The following is a 20,963-nucleotide window of genomic DNA, read 5'->3' on the forward strand; positions in this document are numbered from 1 at the left end:
ATTTTTAGCGGTGATCCACGACCCTGGTAAAGAAGTCTCCAATGGCCTGCAAAACAATGACGATAACGCCGATAACGATGAGCGAAACCAGCAGAGTATCGGCTTGGTAACGCGAGTAGCCATAATTAATTGCCAGAGAGCCCAAGCCTCCCCCACCAAAAGCCCCGGTAATCGCGGAATAGCCGATGATGGTGATGACCAGCACGGTCGTGGATTGAATCAAGGCGGGAAGTGCTTCGCGGACCTGTACGCCCCACATGATTTGGCGGCGGCTGGCACCCATCATTTGGGCGGCTTCAATCTTGCCGGCATCCACACCCATGATGTTGGATTCAACCAGACGAGCAAAGAAAGGCGTGGCGCCGACAATTAGCGGGACACAGGCAGGTTGCCAGCCGATTGTGGTTCCTACCACCAGGCGCGTAAACGGGAGAATGAACACTGCCAAAATTAAGAACGGGAGGGAGCGTCCCAGGTTCACGATGAATCCCAAAATCCGATTCACTGTGGCATTGGGGGTCAAACCGGTTTTCGCTGTGGAAACCAGAAACAGCCCCACTGGCAGACCAAATAGCACTGTAAACAGAGACGATACGACGGTCATTGCCAGGGTCTCCAGGGTGGCAGGAAGCATCTCTCGCGTGATTGCGGGGTTGTCAAACCAAGTTGGATCTCCAGGTCCAGCGGGAACAATAGATTGTGCTGATGCCGCGACAAAGTTCACCTGGTTTACTAAATCAGCGTTGTAGGGCAGCAGGGTGGGCAGGAGTTCCAGCATTTTAGATTTCCTCCTCCGAGTTCAAAGCATCTCCCGGTCTGACGTTCGCATACACACCCTTGGCTCGCATCGCTGCAATCAGACCATTCATGTTTTCCGCCGAAACCGCTAAAGCTAGCCGTCCGACCTGGGTATTTCCTACAGTTTCAAACGTTCCGGCGGCAATATCCGCCCCTGCAGCAGCAACCATAGACATCACTGCAGACCCGGTAGGCTTGCCCGGATTGGAGTTGAAGGCAATGTCCACCAGCGTCGCCGGTTTACCGTTCAGCACCGGCTTGCTCTTAACTTGCGGTCGGGGAACCAAGTCAAGCGCTAAACGGCTTTCTGGCTCGGTCAAGATGTCCTCAACTGTGCCGGTTTGGATAATCTTGCCATGTTCCAGCAGAGTGACGGAATCACAAATTTCGCGCACCACCGCCATCTCGTGCGTAATAATCACCACGGTGACCCCCAAACTTTCGGAAAGGTCACGAATCAGATGCAGGACCTGACTGGTGGTTTCTTGATCTAGCGCCGAAGTTGGTTCATCACATAACAGAACCTGAGGACTGGTGGCCAGACCACGAGCAATGCCGACCCGTTGCTTTTGACCTCCGGAAAGCTGGGAGGGATAGGACGAGGCGCGTTCCTCCAGACCTACCAAGCGCAGTAGCTCCATGACTTTTTCCTTGCGCTTGCCGTGGGGTACACCAGACAGATAGAGAGGATAGGCGACATTTCCCGCTGCCGTGCGTGAATCCAGCAGGTTCGCAGCCTGGAACACCATCCCAATCTTGCGTCGTGCTTGACGCAATTCCGCCTCGCTCAAGGCGGTCATTTCTTGACCTTCAAGAGTGATGGAACCTGTGGTGGGTTTCTCCAACGCAGTCAAGCAACGAATTAAGGTGGATTTGCCGGCACCGGATTGTCCGACGATGCCGTGAATGGAACCTTTGCCTATGGTCAAGTCAATGTTGTCCAGGGCATGAACGGTTCCGTCCGCAGCGGACTTCACATTATAAATTTTACTAACCCCGCTCAGGGTAATCATCGGCTCGCTTGTTTTCATCGCCTTATACCTTATCGGATTTTGTGGTAGTCCCCGCAATAGCGTCCGTCTAGGGCTGATGGATGGCAAGTGAGCCTGTCAGCCCGAGGTCTCCGGCACTAATCGAGGGCGTTAAATGAGTCTTCCCCGGTCCGCTGGATCGCAGCGGATTCCGGGGAACAGCGCGCCCGAAGGGACTCGAACCCCCAACCTTCTGATCCGTAGTCAGATGCTCTATCCATTGAGCTACGAGCGCTTCGGTCATTAAGTTTAGCCCCAACCTACGCGATTCCCCAAATCGGCATTCTCCGGGCAAAAAATGTAGAGAAATCTGGCTTTATTCAAAGCGATTCCAAGAAGTCAGTTTGTCGGCATCGGTGATTTCCCGCAATACTCGGCAGGGGTTACCGAGGGCTACGCAGTTATCGAGGATATCTTTAACGACGATACTGCCCGAACCGATGACCACGTTGCTGCCAATGCTCACCCCTGGCAGAACCTGTACAGCGGCTCCAATCCACACGTTGTCACCCACGGTAATGCTGTGGCCGTACTCCAAACCTTGGTTACGCCTCTCGTAGTCAATCGGGTGACCAGCTGTGTGAAACCCGCAGTTCGGAGCAATGAAAACATTGTCGCCGAAGGTAATTCGGGCACAATCCAACATCACCGTGTTGTGGTTGGCGTAAAAGTTTTCCCCGATTTCTATGTTGTAGCCGTAGTCACACCAAAACGGGGCGGTTATGGTGAAATGTTGCCCGGTTTTGCCCAAGAGTTCCCGCATCAGCAGGTGTTGGGCGTCGTGGCCAGAAGGTCGAATTTGGTTGTATTCCAGGCACAAGTCTTTGGCATAATCCCTTTCACGGCAAAGGGTGGGGTCTCGGTCTGCTTTGTAGAGCATCTGATTCAGCATTTTTTCTTTTTCAGTTAAATTCACCAGAACTCCTTTGTGCTGGGCGGATAGATTGACAGGCTGTCGTGGTGAACGATTCTGTGCCTACAGTGTAGAGCACCCGCAGAACCGAGAACGAGACCACACCGGTCTTGTGACATTAGGGCAGACCGGGAAAGCACACGCTGATGATGACCCGCAGAGCCCCAAATGTTGCCAGCGCCAATGCTAAGTTACGAGCCCACTGGGGTTTGACGAATTTTTTCAGCCACCGCGCAACGACGGTGCCGACCAGGATAGCCCCCAAGATAGCGGCAATCGTGGGTGCGGGCAGGGAAGTGAGCACGGCGTTTTGCCCACCAAACCAGACTTTGCTGGTGACCACAATGACGTTGAAACACAGGAACAGTGGCTGCAAAGTAGCCGCAAATTCTCGCTGTGTCCACCGGGTAGTTTGCGAGTAAGCAGCCATAACCGGTCCAGATTGAGCTACCAGGGCACTCATCATGCCCCCCAGAAAACCAAAAATCAGAGACCCCGAAAATACCGGTATTGCCCGAAAACGAGGCGCAAAAATGGAAAAGAACACCATGGCCAGCATGATGATTCCCACAAAAATTGAGAAAGTCCGATCCGGTACGAACCGCAGTGTGACGACGGTAGCGAACAGCGCCGGCAGAGCGCTGAACATCAACAGGCGAAAACGATACCAGTTAATATCCCGAAAACCGGTCACGAACAGCAGCAACGTAACTAAGCCACCGCAAATATTTCCCCACAAGATTCCATAGTGAGCACCCGCTGCCACCACCAAAACCGGGACGGCAATCATGCCAAAACCCATCCCAGCCAAGCCTTGTACGCAGGTACCCAGTAAAACTACCGCAGTCAGGAGGACCAATTCCATTACTTCACTATATCCCCTGTCACCGGACCTCCATCAGGGCCCTTGATTACAGCTGTGGGAATCCGAGTGGACGGGTACACGATACGATACAAGGTCGGGAACATATCAAAAGTTAGAAATCTGTGCGAACCAGCTGGAGGCGTTACCGATTGGCGTTATCGCGGTAAGCCTCCAGATAGCGTTGATATTTCTGATCCATGATTTCCGCATATTCTTCCTGTGGGACGATTTCCTCACCCACCGGAGGCTCGTAATCCTCCAAAGAGAGGGTGTTATCCAGCAGGTACGCCCCCCATAAGGCGGCTCCCATCATGGAGTTTTGTTTCACTAGGCAGGGAGTCAGGGTGTGTCCAAACACGTTAGCTGCCAACTGGGACCAGATGTTGGTGTGGAGGATTCCCCCCGAGATGAGGATGCGCTCAGGTTCTCCGTTCAGTTTGGTTATGGCGTCGTAACACTGTTTAAGGTTAAACAACACCCCTTCCAACACGGCTTGGTAAGTCTGCTTGAAATCGTGTTTCGAGGTCATACCCACGAAACCGCCCTTGCGTTTATCTCCCCAGCCGGGATTACGTTCTCCAAAAATGAAGGGGAGAAAGATTGGTGTATCGGCAGCGTAATCCATTCCCGCTTCGAGTTCATCGTAAGTGGTAGGGCGCAGCGATAAACCTTTAAACCAATCCACCGTGTTGCAGGCACCCGCTGTTGCGGCCCCGGAAATCCAACTCTTGGGTCCGATGTAGCACCAGGTAGACATATCCGGGTGGAATTGTGGTTGCGGAGACGTGACTCGCAAAGCTCCGGACGTCCCCACTGACAGCGTCATTTGCCCTTCACGCAAGGCGCCCGAACCAAGCTGATTTAGAGACCCATCGGACATGGCGGGAACCACAGGAATTCCTGCCGGCAAACCCAAACTGGCGGCAGCTTGGGCAGAAAGTGGCGCGTGATAGTCGTTATCGACAATTTCCGGAAGCTGCGAAGGCTCGAGATTAATCACCGCTAACAGCTTCGGATCATATTCTCCCGTGGTGATATTAACCAGTCCGGAACCGGACGCCATACAGCGAGACACTTTGATGTTCCCGGTCAAGCGGTAGAAGTTATAGGTGGCTTGACCCATGGTGATGTAGGTAGAAATGTTGTATCCCTCTTCCTTAAGGAAAGCAAGCTTAAAGAAGGGATAGATGGCGTTGGGATAGCCCCCGGTGAGATTATAATAATCCCTGGTCAGCTGGGGTTTGCGGCGGAAAGCCTCAGCCTGATCAGAAGCCTTGGTGTTTGACCACTGCATGATGGGGGTCACCGGATCCAAATTGGAGTTGAACAATCCTACGGAATGCCATACCCCAGAAAGCACGATGATGTCGATGTCGGTCCTCCCGCGCAAGAGTTTTTTGGCTACCGCTAGGCTCGCTTCGTAAACCACCATGGGATCATGCTGGGTCAAATCGTTACCCATGGGCGGATAGAAAGAATTTTCGACAGTGAAATCTTTCTTTTCCGTGTCATAAATCATCGCTTTGGCTGAACTGGTCGATGATTCAATCACTAAAACATTCATCGCGCACTCCTAAAGGTCACGGCTGATTTCAGTATATCGGCAGTCGTTAGCGCGGTGTTCAGATTCAGGAAACCGCCTCAGCAGCCAGATTAGTTACCGATTCTCCTGCTAAAGCCCGCAAGAGATTGTCTACTGCGCCCCTCGCCATGCGGATTCGACTTTGCACCGTTTGCGCGCCACTGTGCGGAGTCGCGATGACATTCGAAAAGCGGAATAGCTCATGTTCAGGTGAGGGCGGTTCCTGCTCGTAGGCGTCCAAAGCAAGACCGGCGAGCTGACCGGCTTCCAGGGCCACGACGGCGGCGGACTCATCGATAATCCCCCCTCGTGAAGTATTAATCAAAAATGTGCCGGGAGACATGAGACGAAACATCGAGTCATCAAATAAATGCTCGGTCGCAGGCGTGAGAGGCAGGTGCAGCGAAATGAAATTGCTCTCACGCACCAGTTCAGCCAGCTCCACGCCTTGCACCGTCGGGTCGGTGTCAGGGTCGAAAAACGGGTCATAAACCAGCACTTTCATTTCCAGACCCGTGACCAGACGGCGCAGAGCCCGCCCGATGGAGCCGTATCCCACGATTCCCAAAGTAGCTTGAGATAACTCTGTGCCTACCACCCGCAACCATTGTCCCCGCCGTGTTGTTTCGTTCAACTGGGAGACGTGGCGTGCCAGGGTAAACATGCTGGACAACGCCATCTCGGCGACCGCGGTGGAATTGGCGCCTGGAGTGTTGGTTACGATGACTCCGTTGTCGCCCGCAGTGCGCAAATCGACCCGATCAACCCCCACGCCATACCGAGAAATCACTCGCAAGTCAGGGAGCTGATTTAAGACCGGCGTTGAAAAATCGTCCAAACCTGCCAAAACTCCCACGCAATCTCGCGCGGCTTTGACCAGCTGATCCGCGTCAAGTGGCTTGCCTGACTGGTTATAGGTGACTTCGTAGCCACTTTCTTCCAAGAGTTTGCGGGCAAACTTCAGTTCGGCAGAGGCAAAAGAGGTGGGGGTTACTAATAATTTTTGCAGGTTGTTCTTCATGGTGTTCTCCGTGTCGAGTCAGTAGCCCCAGTCCGTCGGGCATCTTAAAACATCCTAGTTCCATATTGTTTATTGCGGGTCTGTCCGCAGGATCTCTGTGAGTGCACACTGGAAAGTCGCATTATCTGCACCTGGGCAGTTATTCCGACCCAAAGCATCACGCTTTACAGTAGACTTTTGGTACATATCCGCTGCTAGTCACTACCAACAGAGCCTTTCGTGAGGATTATGGGGTGGCCGGCGGTCAATAACAAGTGAGAGTTTGCTCTATGTTCAAAGGAGAGTTTAGATGCAACCATTTGAGATAGAAGGTTGGACCCAAACCATGGGGACATTACCGTTGCTCGGCATAGCGGTAGCTGCAATAGCCCTGATTTTGGTCCTGGTCATTGTATTCAGGCTTCATGCTTTTCTGACCTTGGTATTGGTCAGTTTCCTCACGGCTATCGCTACCGGTCTGCCCCTGGATTCAGTCGTGGGGGCGATGAAAGATGGCTTTGGAGGCACTCTTGCCTCAGTTGCGTTGCTGGTTGGCTTAGGTGCCATGCTCGGCAAGATGGTTGAGCAATCCGGAGGCGCAAAGGTACTGGCAGATGCCATGATAAATATCTTTGGTGAGAAACGTGCCCCTCTAGCTTTGGGCGTGGCGTCCCTGATTCTGGGCTTTCCTATCTTCTTTGATGCGGGCTTGATTGTGATGCTGCCGATTGTGTTCGCAGTTGCGAAACGCCTGAAGGGTTCGATTATTCTCTACGCGATTCCTACGGCTGCCGCTTTCTCAGTGATGCACGTATTCCTGCCGCCGCACCCCGGTCCTGTTGCCGCAGCCGAGTATTTCCATGCCAACATGGGTTTGGTGATGCTGCAAGGTTTCATCATCGTTATTCCGACTTTTATTCTCTCTGGTTATCTGTGGGCTAAATTCATCGCTCCGCGAGTCCAGGTTGAGGCTTCGCATGTGTTCGGGAACGTCTCGGATGATGAGCTTCCCGATAATCCCCCTTCGGTGGGCACAATCATCGCGTTGCTGCTGCTCCCGGTGCTGTTGATTTTCATGAACACCGGGTTCTCGACCCTGACTAAAGTGGGGATTGTCAGCGGTGACGCTGACTGGGTGAAGTTCCTCATCACTCTGGGCGATACCCCCATTGCGTTGCTGATTTCGACTCTGGTTTCGATTGCGGTGCTCGGTGGCAAAATCACTAAAGACAAAACCGTCCTCGAAAAGGTGGTTGATTCCGCGCTGGGACCGATTTGTTCGGTGGTGCTCATTACCGGCGCTGGTGGCATGTTCGGCGGGGTTCTGCGGGCTTCGGGAATCGGCGACGCACTGGCTAAATCTATGGATGATTTGGGTATTCCGCTCTTGCTGGCTGCGTACCTAATTGCGGTGGCTCTGCGTCTGGCACAAGGGTCTGCCACGGTAGCGCTGGTGACGGCGGCTTCACTGTTGGCGCCGGCGGTTGAACAGGCAGTATCCGCTGGTCAGCTTTCGCCGTGGGGTGTGGTCTGTATCACTATGGCTGCCTCCGCTGGTTCGGTGTTTGCTTCACACGTCAACGATTCTGGTTTCTGGCTGGTTGGTCGATTAACGGGCATGGATGTAAAGACCACTCTGAAGGTGTGGACCGTGCAACAGCTTCTCGAATCAGTTATCGGTTTCGCTATCGCGGCGTTGCTCTTCATATTTGCCTAGAAAGCGGAGTCAGGAAAATCATGTGTAATTGGTTCGATATTTCTGGTCGAGCCGCCCTGGTCACCGGGTCCAACCGGGGACTAGGGCTGGCTCTGGCCACTGGATTAGCAAAAGCTGGGGCGCGGGTCACTTTGCAGGGTCGGGATGCCACGAAAGTTTCCCAAGCAGCCCAGCAGTTATCTGAGTCACTGGGAGTTCCGGTCGGGCACCTGGTTTTTGATGTCACTGATGCCCAGGAGGCCGAGCAGGTCCTCAATGACTTTATGGACAGTGAGGGCACACCAGACATTCTGGTCAACAACGCTGGCATCCAGCGTCGTCACCCCATCACCGAGTTCCCTACTGAAGAATGGGACGCGGTCATCAGCACGAACCTTTCTTCTGTGTTTTATGTGACCAAACCCGTAGCGCAACGCATGGTGGAGCGAGGTAGTGGCAAGGTCATCATGGTCGGTTCCGTGCAGTCACGGCTGGCGCGACAGACCATTGCCCCATACTGCGCCTCTAAAGGCGGTGTCGCGATGTTTGCCCAAGGGCTTGCTGCGGATTTATCGCGCTACAACATTCAAGTCAATACGCTCTCTCCCGGATACTTCGCTACCGAGATGAACACGGACTTGTGGCAAGACCCGCAGTTCGATGCTTGGCTGAAAGCCCGTACTCCAGCTGGGCGTTGGGGAAAGTTCGACGAGCTAATGGGGACGCTCATATATCTGTCCTCGGAGGCGTCGAATTTTGTTACCGGACAAAATATTTTAGTCGATGGAGGAATGACCAGCGTGGTCTAGACCGGTCGAATGTCACAGGGAGGTAATCGGATGACTGAAATGAAACAAGTGCGTATCAACGCCAAGGAAGAAATGGAATCTTGTGGCGCACCTCGCCCGAAACCCGGTGAGGGTCAGGTCCTCGTGAGGGTAGCATGGGCGGGTATCTGTGGCTCGGATTTGCACTACTTTTTCGATGGACAAGTCGGCGCCTTTAAACTGCGTGAACCGTTGGTGCCGGGTCATGAAATTGTAGGCATCGTCGCCGAAGATCCGTCTGGGACCTATGCGCCAGGAACGCCGGTTACCCCTCATCCGGCCACCTTTGGTCAGCCCCAAGCTGCCTACAGTGATTCACCGCATCTGTGGCCTGGGGGAGCCTATCTCGGTTCGGCATCCACTTGGCCACACACCCAGGGAGGTATGAGCGAGTACATCTTGTTACGGCTGGACCAAATCCATGCTTTGCCGCCGAATTTGCCGCTCAAGCGCGGGGTGCTTACCGAGCCTTTGTGTGTCGGTTTACATGCCCTGCACCGGCTCCAGGCAGCTACCGGTTGGCAGGATTTGAAGGGTCGAAACGTGGCAGTGATTGGAGCGGGTCCGATTGGGCTGCTGGCTGCTGGTGCGGCAAAGAGCCTCGGGGCGACAGTTAGCTGTATTGACGTGCAGGACGCACCTTTGCGGCGAGCTCAAGCTCTGGGAGTTGACCAGGTATATAACTCGACTGTGACTGAACCCGAGGCGGGAGCTTTCGACGCGGTTCTGGAATGCGCGGGCGCGTTCCCTGCCATTTCCCAAGCCTTCCAGATTTGCCGTCCTCGTGGCACGGTGGTGCAGGTGGGAATGGTTCCCGCGATAGATGGACCGGTGAATTTGGCACCGTTGACCTCCAAAGAAATCACATACTTGGGGACTTTCCGTTTCCTGGACGAAATCGATCAGGCTTTAGAAATCCTGGCTAATTCTCCGCAATTGGAATCCGTCATTACGCACGAGTTCAACGCCGACGAAGCTGAACGGGCATTCCACACTGCCAAAGACAGTGCTGCGTCCGGCAAGGTGATCGTCAACTTGTGGTTCGAGGAGTGAACACGAATGACAGGGAAGGCAGATGTGGCAGTAATCGGAACCGGTGTGATGGGTCGTTCTCTGGCGCGTAACTTCGCGCGTCACGGACACACCGTCGCCCTGTTTGACGTTGCTCCCGGACGGGCTGCTCAGGTAGCGCAAGAGCACAGTGCGGAAGGAAACTTTATCCCCGCCCAAGACCCGGCGGAGTTGGCCCAGTCGATGTCAACCCCACGGGTAGCAATTTTGCTGGTGCCAGCGGGAGAACCAACTGACCAGGCTATCGACATGCTCTGCGAAGTTTTTTCCGCTGGAGACATCATCGTGGACATGGGCAACTCTTTCTATGTTGACACCGAACGTCGGGAAAAGTTGGTTACGCAGCGAGACTTGCATTTTGTCGGCTGCGGAATTTCCGGTGGGGAATCCGGGGCTCTCAACGGGCCTGCCATCATGCCTGGTGGTGCCCAAAAGGCTTACGAGAGGCTCGGACCCCTGTTGGAATCTATTTCGGCTCAGTATCAGGGCGAGCCCTGCTGCACCTGGGTAGGTCCCGGCGGGGCGGGACACTATGTGAAAATGGTCCATAACGGGATTGAATATGCCGATATGGAGCTGCTCAGTGAGGCTTACCAGCTGTTGCGCTACCGAAACGGAATGAGCCCCAAGGAAATCAGCGAGGTGTTTTCTCGATGGAATGAGGGACCGCTGCATTCCTATCTGTTGGAAATATCTGCCGATATTTTGCAGCATACTGATGCAAAAACTCACCAGCCTTGCATCGACATTATTTGTGATGAGGCAGGTCAAAAGGGAACTGGCTCGTGGACAGTGCAAAACGCGTTGACGCTTGGGGCTGGCTCGACCATTATTGCGGCAGCTACTTTTGCTCGGGCAGTATCCTCGCAAAGGGTTCATCGTGACTTGGCGCGTGGGGTCTTAGGGGAGTGGGTTCCTGACACGGCACCTGGTGGGTCAGACTTACTGGATAATCTGGAAAAAGCCGTCTATGGAGCGAAAATCGTGGCGTACTCCCAAGGGCTATCTCAAATCAGGACCGCCTGTAAGGAATACGGTTGGACGGTCGACCTGGCTAAATTGGCGAGTATTTGGCGCGCCGGCTGCATTATCCAGGCGCAGCTCCTGCAAGACATTATGGAAACGTATCAGGATGGTGATTTTGACACCCCGCTGTTGCTGAAGCCAGCCATCAGCGCCGTGATTAAGGATGCTCTGCCTGCGTGGCGCGCTGTAGTCAGCGACTCCATCAAGGCAGGGATAGCCTTGCCTGCTCTCAGCGCTGGCTTGGCATACTTAGATTCCTTGCGTTGCCCATCTCTGCCGACGGCTCTGGTACAGGCTCAAAGGGACTTTTTCGGGGCCCATACCTATCGTCGGCGAGATTGCGAGGGAAGTTTCCATACCAGATGGGAGAACCCGCAACGTCCGGAGATAGCGCTTTCCTAATAGTAACGAGAAGTTAACGTGGTTCACCTATTTGGGGAATGTAATATGCAGTTCGGGGTGGTTTTCAGCGAGTTGCCGCAATCTCTAGGGTCGCAGCAGCCCGAGCGGTAATCTCGCTGAAATCACCCTGAGCAATGAGCTGTCTAGTGGCAATCCAAGAACCTCCGCAGGCTGCCACCTGTGGGTGAGCCAGATACCGTGCCAGATTTTCTATTGAGATACCACCGGTCGGGACAAACTGCATCTGCGGGAATGGGCCTGAAAGGGCAGAAATTACCGGCAGTCCACCGGAGGCTTCTGCGGGAAAAAACTTAACGTATCGCAAACCTGAGTTGAGGGCTTTCATCAGCCAAGAAGCATCGGTAGCGCCCGGCAAAACAGGCACTTTGTTAGCCTGGCAGTAATCCACAATGTCCTGATCGTAACCAGGCATGACCAAGTATTTGGCACCGGAGTCTACGGCAGTTCGAGCTTGATCCAGATTTGTGACGGTGCCCGCACCCACCAAAATATCGCTGTGCTGGGACATTTGCGCGATAGCTGAAGCTGCTGCAGTGGTACGGAAAGTTACTTCAGCTGTGGTGATACCTCCTGCCAGCAAAGCATCCGCTAAGGCGCCAGCGTCTTTTGCGTCATCCAGGACAACCACCGGAATGACCGGATTTCTCTTGATAACCGCATCTATATCCATCGTGATTCCTCCTGAGTCTTTTGAGCAGTTGCCAGCTGATTAATTGTTCTGACGAACGTAAATGTCAATAAGTGTTGGAACACTGCCCGCGTAAAAACCATCACTACGCATTTTAAGATTTTATGACCTGAAAAATGACCCTAATCATGCCAGAATACACAGGGCGAGGGTGTTGTTTTGTGGTGTTTCGCCTGAAACGACCAAGTGTGGTCGGTTCTTAACGGCTTCACTGTTTGTCGCGGCGACTCATGCAAGCGTTGCTTGCTGCCGCCCGCGCCGGTGAACCGGGGGTTCGAATCACTCGCGGAGGGCGAGGGATTCGAACCCCCGGTGAGTTTCCCCACAACGGTTTTCAAGACCGTCACATTCGGCCGCTCTGTCAGCCCTCCATGTGCGTTAAACGTGGTATTGATTCTATCAGGTGTGAGCTAAAGCGCCGACTTTTGGAAAATTCGATGAAATTTCGCTAGAGTTAAAACCCTTGGAGACGTGGCTGAGCGGCCGAAAGCGGCACCCTGCTAAGGTGTTAGGGGCTTTGCCCCTCGCAGGTTCAAATCCTGTCGTCTCCGCCAATCCCGCGTCACCTGGGGTGACGCGGGTCTTTTCATACTACTTGACGGTCTCAGTTCTTTTTCTTGGGGCGTCTGCCTCCTCAGTTCAATTGCAGATCGATAATTCCTTTCAGTTTTGCCGGAGATTCGAGATAGTCTTGGACTATGCGTCGTACCAAAATAGTCTGCACCCTCGGTCCAGCCACCAATTCGGAGGATCAGATTCGTTCCTTGATGCGAGCCGGAATGAATGTGGTGCGTATCAATCGTTCCCACGGCACTCAAGCTGAGGCGGCTGCGCAAATTAACTTAGTGCGCCGAGTTGAGAAAGAATTTGAATATCCTGTGGCTGTCCTGGTTGACTTACAGGGACCCAAAATTCGCCTGGGAACGTTCGTGAATGGTGTAGAAAATCTCCTTCCGGGTCAGGATTTCACCATTACCACCCGTGACGTCCCAGGGAATGCCAACATCGTCTCCACGACTTTCCAGGGGCTACCCGGTGACTGCCATCCCGGTGACGTGCTCTTGATTGACGACGGTAACGTGCAAGTTAGGGTCACTCGCGTTGAAGGCGAGGACGTAGTGACAAAAGTTGAGGTACCGGGAAAAGTATCGGACCATAAAGGGTTGAACCTGCCAGGTGTGGCCGTCTCCGTACCGGCTCTTTCCGAAAAAGACGAAGACGACTTACGCTGGGCGCTGACCCAGGACGTTGACTATATTGCTTTGTCATTTGTGCGTAGGGCAGATGACCTGGATGACGTACACCGAATTATGGATGAAGTCGGGCAGCGTATTCCGGTTATCGCCAAAATTGAAAAACCCCAGGCTGTAGATAATCTACCGGGGATTATTCATGCCTTTGATGCCATTATGGTGGCTCGTGGCGACCTCGGGGTGGAAATGCCACTGGAGGAACTTCCCACCGTTCAAAAGAGAGCGATTGAATTGTGCCGTGCGGAGGCTAAACCGGTAATAGTGGCGACTCAAGTGCTGGAATCTATGATTCATAATGCCCGTCCCACCAGGGCAGAAGCCTCAGACTGTGCCAATGCGGTGTGGGATGGGGCTAGCGCGGTCATGCTCTCAGGCGAGACAGCGGTGGGCTGCCATCCCATTCAATCCGTGGAAACGATGGCAAAAATTATCGAATCCGCCGAAGAGCTAGGTATGCGCCACTTCGCGAAACTTAAGGACGGCGACCTCGATTGGGAATCCATCATCGCGCGACATTCAGTATTGATTGCGAAGTCAACAAATTCTAAGTTCGTGGCGGCTTTCACAAATTCCGGAGCTACAGCTCACCGGCTAGCTCGGTTACGCTCCACGATACCTTTGTACGTGTTCTGCTACCACGAACGAGTCCGTCGTCGCTTAGCACTGGAATGGGGAATTCAAACCTATCCAATTAAGATGGCGCAGCGACTCTATCCGATGATTCATGATGCAGAAGATATTTTGCTCGAACGCGGTATAGCCGAACGAGATCAGGTTGCCGTGTTTGTCGGAGGTCTCCCCCCGGGGCAAGAAGGGAATACCAATTCTATCCGCTTGCACCGGGTCGGTTCCTACAAAGATGTTTGATTCCATTAATTGACGTGGTTGATGTAACTAACCTGCCGAAACGCAGCGAGATGCACAGCTTTTGCTGACCGGAACTGGTTAAAGCAACCGTGTGGCAGCTGGGGCGTAACGCTTACAATGGCTATTCCCACAGAGCCTTGTGGTGTTCGGCGCTAAGCGGATGATCTAAATTACCTTGGGCAATGGCGGCAGCCGCGGAAGGGGCATTCGGCAAACGCGGGGTCAACAGCACACTCACTGAATGATAGATATCGGGGGCTCCGGGCCATACGGTGTCATCTGGGAGGTTATTGGCATTGAGCTCCCCGACCCAGTAGCCGTCAGCATGAATGACGTATCCCTCCAAATAGTCCCACCAACGGTAGTAAAGCTCAAAGTAAGGCTCCAGTTCTTCCGCAGTGGCGCCCTGTTCACGTAACGCAAAAGCTAGGGATACTACAGCCTGGAGAGCTTCCGTAAGTACCCAAGTAAAGCGTTGACGCATCAAAGGTTTACCGTGATAGTCCACGGTAAAGGAAATTCCACTGTGGCCGTCCTTGCACCATGAATCGGCAGCTGTCCGGTCAAAAATCTCTCGTGCTACTTGCAAATAATCTTGCGGTGGTTCGAGACCGTTCTTTTGTAAAGCGGCAGCTACCTGGACAATTCTTCGTGACCAGCCAAAATTGTGCCCGACATTGATTCCATAGGGTCGGCGCGGGTCGGCAGGGGTGCCGACATTGTAGTTTCGATCCAGATTCCAATCTCCATCGAAGTGCTCTGGAACGCGCCAATTATTGTTTCGCGCTTGCTCCATGGCAAAAGAAACAATCCGTGCAGCTCGTTCAATCCACTTTTTGTCTTGGGTGGCATCGGCTACGGAGAGGAATGCTGACACGGCGTGCAAGTTTGAGCTCATGCCGTGATAGTTCTCCATCTCAGAAAAGTCCCGCTTAAAGGTTTCGTTTACGCGACCGTTTTCTTCGTTCCAAAAGTACTTCTCTTCGACTGTGATAGCTTGCTTCAACAGCTCTTTAGCACTGCTGACATGGGTTAACGAGGCGGCAGCGGCAGCTTCTAAAAGGTAGGACATAGCTCGCGCGCTTTTCCGATTCCCTTCTGTACCCGCAGGAATACCGGGCGCATTTGTTAACTTTTGGTGTTCTTGAATCGGTTCAATCAACGAAAACCAGCCGTCATAATCAGGGTCTTTGAATGCGTTGCTGATGGATTGAATTCCGTGTTCGCATCTACGCAGAGAACCGGGGATTCCCAATAGCGACGCGATGGCGTAAATGTAGGTGGATCGAGCTGTTAAATCCAGCTCCACAGGTTTCGTATCATCCACGCTGCCGTCACTACGAATGTACCCAAAACCGCCGTGAATGTAAGCATGTTGACCGTATTCCAGCACTGTTTGCATGTGATTTCCAAGCCAACGAACATGTTCCGTGGAATCGAATCTTGGCATTGCTAACCCTCCTCACGAGCCTTAGATACAAAATTTTACCCGTTGCTTTGCAAGTTTTTCGGATTTTGGTTGAATCTGCAACAGTTTCAATGAAGTGTGAGGCGATAGCTCATCCCCGGCTCGAGCGACTCACAATCAATGCGTGTTTGATGGGTTACCGGAGGGACAGTAAGGGTTTTATAGTCCCATTACTTGCGCGAGAGCTTCCAGAACTGCGCCCGCACCTTCTTTAGTGTCCGGCAGGGTAGTGGCGGCAGCGGCGGATTTCACTTCGGATCGGGCATTTCCCATGGCTACTCCGTAACCAGCAGTCTGCAGCAGGGGAATGTCGTTACCTCCGTCTCCGATGGCAATAGTGTGACCCAAGTCAACCCCTAAATTCTCGCATACAGTGGTAAGGCCACGACCTTTTGAGGTTCCCGGAGGATTGATGTCCAGCCAGGAACGCCACCCAATCGCGTGTTCCACCCCGGTAAAATCAATTCGCTTCATGGTCTGATGAAATTCCTCGTTGTGTAACCGGGGCTCACGAATCACCACTCGGGAGACTGGAGTCGCCAAAAGTGTATCGAGGTCTTGCACTTCCAGGGTTTCGCGCAGTTCTCCGGGCGGGAAACGCTTGGATACGCGAAAACCGAGAGGACTATCTTCCACGCCAATGCAGGCGTCGGGAAGAATCTGCAGCACCCGAGATACGATTGACCGAGGGTCGAAAGTGTATTGGTTGGTCAGAGTGTAACCGTCAGTTCGCGTATAGTGACCGACCAAGGAGCCATTAGCGCTGGCAATCCAAGCGCTTTCCAGTTCCAGCTCCTCCACCACTGGCAGGGTAGCGGGAACGGAACGTCCCGTGGTGATGCAGATATGAACTCCACCAAGTCGGAGCCGATCGGCGTATTCCTTCACTTTTGGATAGATTTGCTGTTCAGGGGTGACAATTGTGCCGTCAATATCCAGAGAGACTAACACCTCGCGGGGGTTATCGGGCAAGCCCATCAACCCCATCGCGATGGCGTGACGTGTAACCTGCTCGGCATACTCGCCCAAAAAAACCTCCGAAATTGGGTTAATTCCTGATAAAAAGCTAAATCACCTATTTACCTGGTTTACTGATAGGCTCCAATACTTCCAATCCACCGAGGTAGGGGCGCAATCCAGCCGGAACCCGCACGGAACCATCGGCTTGTTGATGGTTTTCTAAGATAGCCACAATCCAGCGTGTGGTTCCTAACGTCCCGTTCAAAGTGGCGCAGACCTGCGGTTTGCCTTCCGTGTCACGGTAACGAATCTGGAGGCGGCGAGCTTGGAAAGTCGTGCAGTTAGAGGTGGAAGTAACTTCCATAAATCGATTCTGGGTGGGCAGCCAAGCTTCGCAGTCAAACTTTTGCGCCGCACTGGAACCGAGATCCCCAGCCGCGGTATTGATAATCCGATAGGGCAGCTCCACCTTAGCGAGCATTTCGCGCTCCATGTTGAGCAGCTTTTGATGTTCCTCAACAGCGTCCTCCGGTTTGCAATACGAGAACATCTCGACCTTGTGGAACTGGTGGACGCGAATAATCCCGCGAGTATCTTTACCGTAGGAACCAGCCTCGCGCCTGAAACAAGCTGACCAGCCGGTGTAGCGTTTGGGACCGGCAGAAAGGTCGATAATCTCATTGGTGTGATAACCCGCTAGGGCGACCTCAGAAGTGCCGGTCAAATAAAGGTTATCGGCGGGAAGATAGTAAATTTCGTCCGAGTGTTCGCCCAGGAACCCCGTCCCACTCATCGTTTCTGGGGACACCATGCACGGTGTAATCATCGGGGTGAACCCGTGTGCAATCGCAGTGTCCAAGGCGGCGTTGAGAATAGCCAGCTCCAGGCGGGCACCCACGCCTTTCAAGTAATAAAAACGTGCTCCCGAGACTTTTGCCCCCCGGTCAGTGTCGATGGCATCCAAGCCGATGCCCAAATCCAAGTGATCTTGTGGAGTGAAACCCTCCGCGGTGAAATCGCGAATGGGTGCGCCTTCTTGGCTCAGCACTTCATAATCGTCTTCGCCGCCGGAAGGCACCCCGTCCAAAATCAGGTTTTCCAATACCATCGCGGCTTTCTTGGCTTCTTCTGCGGCTTGATTAGAGGCTTCTTCCAGAGCTTTGACGTTTTCGCTCAGCTTTTTTGCTTGTTCCAGCAGAGCGGGGCGTTCCTCTTTCGAAGCACTGCCAATCTGCTTGGAGAAAGCTTTTTGCTCGGCGCGCGCGGTTTCAAAAGCGGTTAGCGCCGCCCGACGTCGTTCATCAGCGGCTAGGGCCTGGTCTACAGTCGCGGGGTCGTTGCCTCGAGCTAACTGAGAGGCTCGCATCGGTTCCGGATTGTCTTTCATGGCACGCAAATCAATCATGTTTAAAGCATAACCGTTTTGCGCCGCATCTTTAGGTAACATCGCTTCTCTGGTGAACTCACACAGCGTGACGGGAGATAACCTCTTTCATTTGGGCTGCCGTAGCGAAATCCAGAATTCACCTTAGCGGCGAAGATTTAAAGAGACTTCGTGAGGAAAGATTTCTGGGTTGCTTGCGCGCTGAATGCCCCGAACTGTCTTCGGTCGTGACTCGTAAAGGACGTCGCGCTTTTGTCCTGGGTAGTGATGTTTCGGGAAAAATTAGGGAAATTGAGTTGATAGATGTGGTGCTGACGGGCTGTTGTCTGCAAATAATCATCGTGAAACAGGGCAATTTCGACAAAAATCGGTATGATTTTAACCATGCAGACAAAAGCCAAGCCCCCTAGTGCGCCTTCGCTCCCGATGCCGGGTCGTACAGGTAACGGTGCGCGTAAACCGATTAAGCGTTCGTATAAACCGCTTCCCACTACGCGTTACCTAGTCGCTGGCTTGACCGCGATTATTGTCAGCATGGGCTTGATTGCCGGGGCGATGAGCTCGACCAACACTTTTGACACCAGACCTTGGGATCCATCTCAAGAAATGCACTGGGATCCGTTCGAGCATCACATGATTGCTGGTTTGGATGTGGGCTCGCTCAGTGAGGCGGGGCGTCGTACTTCGGAGGCGATTAAACCAAAGAAGGGCGCAACTCCTACAGAAACAAAGACACAGACGGAGCCGGAGAAAACTCCTGAGGCGGGTGCGTCAGAGTCGCCGGCGCAACCAGAGAATCCTTCTTCCACTGTGGTACAGACTTTTGCGGTTCCGGGAGCACCTCAGGAACCGACCGCGTCTGAAGCCCCTGCAGGACCCCCGCCACCCGTGGCAATGGGTCCCACTTCTAAGGACTCTCCAGTTGACCGGGTTCACGAGGTTGCGGTCCCAAAAGCATAACTACCGGTGCGTCTTCATCTGTCCCCAGTCTGGGGGGTGGCTTCGGTCCGGTTGGCATGGCTCCCCAAGTGAGTCGCGCACCTCTGTTAGTGTTGTTGGGCGCACAATGGCGATGGGATGACAATTCCCTGGCAGACTCCGAGTTACGTCAGCTCCTGGAAAGCTCTACGCGTGCGAATTCAGTGGTGCGTACCAAAGCAAATACCACTAATCCGACTGCCGGATTTCGTGCTTTGGCTACGGGAAACCGCATGGGTACGAGTGCAGACGGATGGAGCTTGGGCGAGGCAGTGCTAGACTCCGGCGCGAACTTGCGTCTATTTGGCGACGGAGCTGCGGCTGGAATGGGGTTTATTCATCCCGGTTCGTCCGGAACTAAGCTTCCCGATTCTCTGATATTTTCGCCTGCCGCAAGTTATCGCGGTGCAAGCCCGGAAGTATTTGCTGATTTACTCAGTCAGGTCATGTCTCCCAGCACGGTAGTTGTGGTCGACATGAGGGTGTTTCCCCGTCATCTCCAGGCTCAAGTACTCCGTGCCGCCTGGCAGCGCGGTGACGATTTGGGCTGGAACACTATCATCGCCTCAATAGCAGATGATAAACCGGCAACAAATAAAGAATCTGATGTTTACCTAATTGACAATTCTGCGCCCCAAAAAACTATTGTCCCGCGAGGAAATCCCAGACTGCAGGTGTTCGCGGCTCGCGGTCCGCAGTTCGGGGACGGGGGTGCGATTTCTGCTTCTACCCACCGATCGGGATGGGTGCAAACTGCTGACTTAACTGCCACTATCTTGGATTATGTTGGTGCCGAAAAACCCATGTGGGTGCAAGGCTCCACTATCAGTACTGGGAATGCGGTCACCGTGAAGTTTCTCGCATCAGCAGCGCGACGAGCCGCAATGATTCGCAGCATCCAGATTTGGTTCCTTCCAAGTTTGGGAGTGGCAGTGGCGTTGCTGCTTATCGCCGCGGTTTGGACGTTGAATCGTCGCACGCATCCCCGGCTGGGCGAGAATTGGGCACAGCCCCGGATGTTACTGGGATTTTGGCGAATGACTGCAACCTTTGCCGCGCTTATCCCGGCAATGGCGTATTTGATGAATTTGGTGCCGTGGTGGGAACTCGGACCGGATGACACAGACGTAGCTGCCACCAGCTACCTGTGGCTAGGATGTCTGCTCCCGGTATTCCTGAGTGCCTTAGTAGTAATCGTCTGGAGTGCGCTGGGCTTAAATTCACTCCTCGGACCTCTCTTTATAATAAGCGTATCATCGCTGATAGTAGGGATACTTGACCCCTTAATTGGTTCCCCTATGGTGCTGGATTCTATTATGGGGCTGCAATCGACGGTCGGGGGGCGCTTCTTTGGCATTGATAATGTCATGTTCGCGGTCCTCGCCACCGGTGCGCTCACCTTGACTACGGTCGTCTACGGGCTGGGAGAGGAACGCAAACAAACTAATATCTCGCAAAAGTCCTTAATAGTAGTGTTGTCGCTCATGGCGAGTGCAATTGTTTTCTTAGATGCAGCACCGGGTTTAGGGGCAGATTTTGGGGGCACGCTGGCTCTGATTCCCGGTTTTGCCATCCTGTTCTTAAAATTCGACCGGAAACCTATCACAGTCCTGTCATCTGCGCTGATAGCCTTATCAACAATTGGTGTGGCAGCTATATTTGCTTATTTCGATTGGTTGCGTCCCGTTGCGGAACGGACCCATTTAGGTAACTTTATTGATACGCTCACTCAAGGTCGAGTGTTGCCGGTACTCCTCAACAAATCCACCATGGTGTGGAATGCAGGCTGGCCGGTATGGCTTATTATCTGCGTCATCCTGGCTATTTTGCTGGCTATGGGGATTATTCTGGCTCCGCTGTTCGCCAATATGCGCAATCCTTACCGCCGTGATTATGGCTGGTTATGGGGAAGTGTCGGTGCTAAACTCCACCCCGAAGGAATCACTTGGAATCACGCCGAAAGAGCCTTATTTATCGCATGGCTTACCACTATGGTGGTGGGAATGCTGCTTAATGATTCCGGAATTCTGCTGGGGCTGGCGGGAGCCGCCGTCATGTTCCCGGCGATTTTGGCTCAGGGATGTCACAAGTTTCTGATTGACCAACCTCAGCAATAACCGCTCAGTCCGGAGC

The 20,963-nt window shown here is 53.4% G+C and carries 17 protein-coding genes and 3 tRNA genes; 8 read left to right on the top strand and 12 right to left on the bottom strand.

The annotated features are described in order from the left end of the window. Positions 1-4 precede the first annotated feature (4 nt). The 7 genes from HMPREF0574_RS06155 to HMPREF0574_RS06185 all read right to left on the bottom strand — a co-directional run bounded on the left by HMPREF0574_RS06155 (position 5) and on the right by HMPREF0574_RS06185 (position 6,210). The gene (locus tag HMPREF0574_RS06155) at positions 5-778 is read right to left on the bottom strand and encodes a methionine ABC transporter permease (protein WP_004007858.1); all 774 of its coding nucleotides are present in this window, start codon (positions 776-778) and stop codon (positions 5-7) included. A gap of 1 nt (position 779) precedes the next feature. Beyond that, positions 780-1,829, bottom strand: a complete 1,050-nt coding sequence (locus HMPREF0574_RS06160) for a methionine ABC transporter ATP-binding protein (RefSeq protein ID WP_004007859.1) — start codon at positions 1,827-1,829, stop codon at positions 780-782. A gap of 162 nt (positions 1,830-1,991) precedes the next feature. Next, positions 1,992-2,064: transfer RNA gene (locus tag HMPREF0574_RS06165), tRNA-Arg, on the bottom strand. 81 nt (positions 2,065-2,145) lie between these two features. After that, positions 2,146-2,745 (bottom strand): sugar O-acetyltransferase, encoded by a 600-nt coding sequence (locus tag HMPREF0574_RS06170; protein WP_004007860.1) that lies wholly within the window; start codon positions 2,743-2,745, stop codon positions 2,146-2,148. A 115-nt stretch (positions 2,746-2,860) separates the two neighbouring features. Beyond that, positions 2,861-3,607: a sulfite exporter TauE/SafE family protein gene (locus HMPREF0574_RS06175; protein WP_004007861.1), complete on the bottom strand. Its 747-nt coding sequence runs from the start codon at positions 3,605-3,607 to the stop codon at positions 2,861-2,863. 142 nt (positions 3,608-3,749) lie between these two features. Continuing rightward, complete coding sequence (locus HMPREF0574_RS06180) at positions 3,750-5,171, bottom strand: gluconokinase (RefSeq protein WP_004007862.1); 1,422 nt, start codon at positions 5,169-5,171, stop codon at positions 3,750-3,752. Between the two features lie 64 nt (positions 5,172-5,235). Next, complete coding sequence (locus HMPREF0574_RS06185) at positions 5,236-6,210, bottom strand: phosphoglycerate dehydrogenase (protein ID WP_004007863.1); 975 nt, start codon at positions 6,208-6,210, stop codon at positions 5,236-5,238. Between the two features lie 289 nt (positions 6,211-6,499). Between HMPREF0574_RS06185 and HMPREF0574_RS06190 the strand changes: the two genes are divergently transcribed. Genes HMPREF0574_RS06190 through gndA form a run of 4 tightly spaced genes read left to right on the top strand, consistent with a single transcriptional unit; the run spans position 6,500 to position 11,211 of the window. Beyond that, positions 6,500-7,906, top strand: a complete 1,407-nt coding sequence (locus tag HMPREF0574_RS06190) for a GntP family permease (protein WP_004007864.1) — start codon at positions 6,500-6,502, stop codon at positions 7,904-7,906. 20 nt (positions 7,907-7,926) lie between these two features. Continuing rightward, positions 7,927-8,694, top strand: a complete 768-nt coding sequence (locus HMPREF0574_RS06195) for an SDR family oxidoreductase (protein WP_004007865.1) — start codon at positions 7,927-7,929, stop codon at positions 8,692-8,694. 30 nt (positions 8,695-8,724) lie between these two features. Next, entirely contained in the window at positions 8,725-9,765 is a 1,041-nt protein-coding gene (locus HMPREF0574_RS06200) for a zinc-binding dehydrogenase (RefSeq protein WP_004007866.1), read from the top strand. 6 nt (positions 9,766-9,771) lie between these two features. After that, positions 9,772-11,211 (top strand): NADP-dependent phosphogluconate dehydrogenase, encoded by a 1,440-nt coding sequence (gene gndA, locus HMPREF0574_RS06205; RefSeq protein WP_004007867.1) that lies wholly within the window; start codon positions 9,772-9,774, stop codon positions 11,209-11,211. Between the two features lie 64 nt (positions 11,212-11,275). Here gndA and HMPREF0574_RS06210 read toward each other — a convergent pair whose 3' ends face one another. Together HMPREF0574_RS06210 and HMPREF0574_RS06215 are read right to left on the bottom strand one after the other, a co-directional pair. Further along, entirely contained in the window at positions 11,276-11,902 is a 627-nt protein-coding gene (locus HMPREF0574_RS06210; protein WP_004007868.1) for a bifunctional 4-hydroxy-2-oxoglutarate aldolase/2-dehydro-3-deoxy-phosphogluconate aldolase, read from the bottom strand. Between the two features lie 304 nt (positions 11,903-12,206). Next, positions 12,207-12,291 (bottom strand) — tRNA-Ser (locus HMPREF0574_RS06215). 94 nt (positions 12,292-12,385) lie between these two features. Here HMPREF0574_RS06215 and HMPREF0574_RS06220 point away from each other — a divergent pair. Together HMPREF0574_RS06220 and pyk are read left to right on the top strand one after the other, a co-directional pair. After that, positions 12,386-12,474 (top strand) — tRNA-Ser (locus tag HMPREF0574_RS06220). Between the two features lie 144 nt (positions 12,475-12,618). Then, entirely contained in the window at positions 12,619-14,040 is a 1,422-nt protein-coding gene (gene pyk, locus HMPREF0574_RS06225) for a pyruvate kinase (RefSeq protein WP_004007869.1), read from the top strand. Between the two features lie 121 nt (positions 14,041-14,161). Here pyk and HMPREF0574_RS06230 read toward each other — a convergent pair whose 3' ends face one another. The 3 genes from HMPREF0574_RS06230 to serS form a co-directional block, all read right to left on the bottom strand. Further along, positions 14,162-15,490 carry an AGE family epimerase/isomerase gene (locus HMPREF0574_RS06230; protein WP_036324939.1) on the bottom strand — a complete coding sequence of 443 codons (1,329 nt, stop codon included), beginning with the start codon at positions 15,488-15,490 and terminating at the stop codon, positions 14,162-14,164. 177 nt (positions 15,491-15,667) lie between these two features. Further along, complete coding sequence (locus tag HMPREF0574_RS06235) at positions 15,668-16,537, bottom strand: HAD hydrolase family protein (protein ID WP_004007871.1); 870 nt, start codon at positions 16,535-16,537, stop codon at positions 15,668-15,670. Between the two features lie 46 nt (positions 16,538-16,583). Then, positions 16,584-17,873, bottom strand: coding sequence for a serine--tRNA ligase (serS, locus tag HMPREF0574_RS06240; protein ID WP_036325075.1), 1,290 nt, complete (start codon positions 17,871-17,873; stop codon positions 16,584-16,586). Between the two features lie 363 nt (positions 17,874-18,236). Between serS and HMPREF0574_RS06250 the strand changes: the two genes are divergently transcribed. Next, positions 18,237-18,812, top strand: coding sequence for a hypothetical protein (locus HMPREF0574_RS06250; protein WP_004007874.1), 576 nt, complete (start codon positions 18,237-18,239; stop codon positions 18,810-18,812). A 68-nt stretch (positions 18,813-18,880) separates the two neighbouring features. Next, the gene (locus HMPREF0574_RS06255; RefSeq protein WP_236585961.1) at positions 18,881-20,947 is read left to right on the top strand and encodes a hypothetical protein; all 2,067 of its coding nucleotides are present in this window, start codon (positions 18,881-18,883) and stop codon (positions 20,945-20,947) included. The last annotated feature ends 16 nt before the right edge of the window (positions 20,948-20,963 follow it).

It is taken from the genome of Mobiluncus curtisii subsp. curtisii ATCC 35241, from assembly GCF_000146285.1.
In the GTDB taxonomy this organism is placed as follows: Bacteria; Actinomycetota; Actinomycetes; order Actinomycetales; family Actinomycetaceae; genus Mobiluncus; species Mobiluncus curtisii.

Coding starts and splice junctions, on each gene's coding strand:
- HMPREF0574_RS06190 (WP_004007864.1), top strand. CDS start 6,500: ATGCAACCATTTGAGATAGAAGGTTGGACCCAAACCATGGGGACATTA.
- HMPREF0574_RS06175 (WP_004007861.1), bottom strand. CDS start 3,607: ATGGAATTGGTCCTCCTGACTGCGGTAGTTTTACTGGGTACCTGCGTA.
- HMPREF0574_RS06160 (WP_004007859.1), bottom strand. CDS start 1,829: ATGAAAACAAGCGAGCCGATGATTACCCTGAGCGGGGTTAGTAAAATT.
- HMPREF0574_RS06180 (WP_004007862.1), bottom strand. CDS start 5,171: ATGAATGTTTTAGTGATTGAATCATCGACCAGTTCAGCCAAAGCGATG.
- pyk (WP_004007869.1), top strand. CDS start 12,619: ATGCGTCGTACCAAAATAGTCTGCACCCTCGGTCCAGCCACCAATTCG.
- gndA (WP_004007867.1), top strand. CDS start 9,772: ATGACAGGGAAGGCAGATGTGGCAGTAATCGGAACCGGTGTGATGGGT.
- HMPREF0574_RS06155 (WP_004007858.1), bottom strand. CDS start 778: ATGCTGGAACTCCTGCCCACCCTGCTGCCCTACAACGCTGATTTAGTA.
- HMPREF0574_RS06195 (WP_004007865.1), top strand. CDS start 7,927: ATGTGTAATTGGTTCGATATTTCTGGTCGAGCCGCCCTGGTCACCGGG.
- HMPREF0574_RS06185 (WP_004007863.1), bottom strand. CDS start 6,210: ATGAAGAACAACCTGCAAAAATTATTAGTAACCCCCACCTCTTTTGCC.
- serS (WP_036325075.1), bottom strand. CDS start 17,873: ATGATTGATTTGCGTGCCATGAAAGACAATCCGGAACCGATGCGAGCC.
- HMPREF0574_RS06210 (WP_004007868.1), bottom strand. CDS start 11,902: ATGGATATAGATGCGGTTATCAAGAGAAATCCGGTCATTCCGGTGGTT.
- HMPREF0574_RS06230 (WP_036324939.1), bottom strand. CDS start 15,490: ATGCCAAGATTCGATTCCACGGAACATGTTCGTTGGCTTGGAAATCAC.
- HMPREF0574_RS06250 (WP_004007874.1), top strand. CDS start 18,237: ATGCAGACAAAAGCCAAGCCCCCTAGTGCGCCTTCGCTCCCGATGCCG.
- HMPREF0574_RS06200 (WP_004007866.1), top strand. CDS start 8,725: ATGACTGAAATGAAACAAGTGCGTATCAACGCCAAGGAAGAAATGGAA.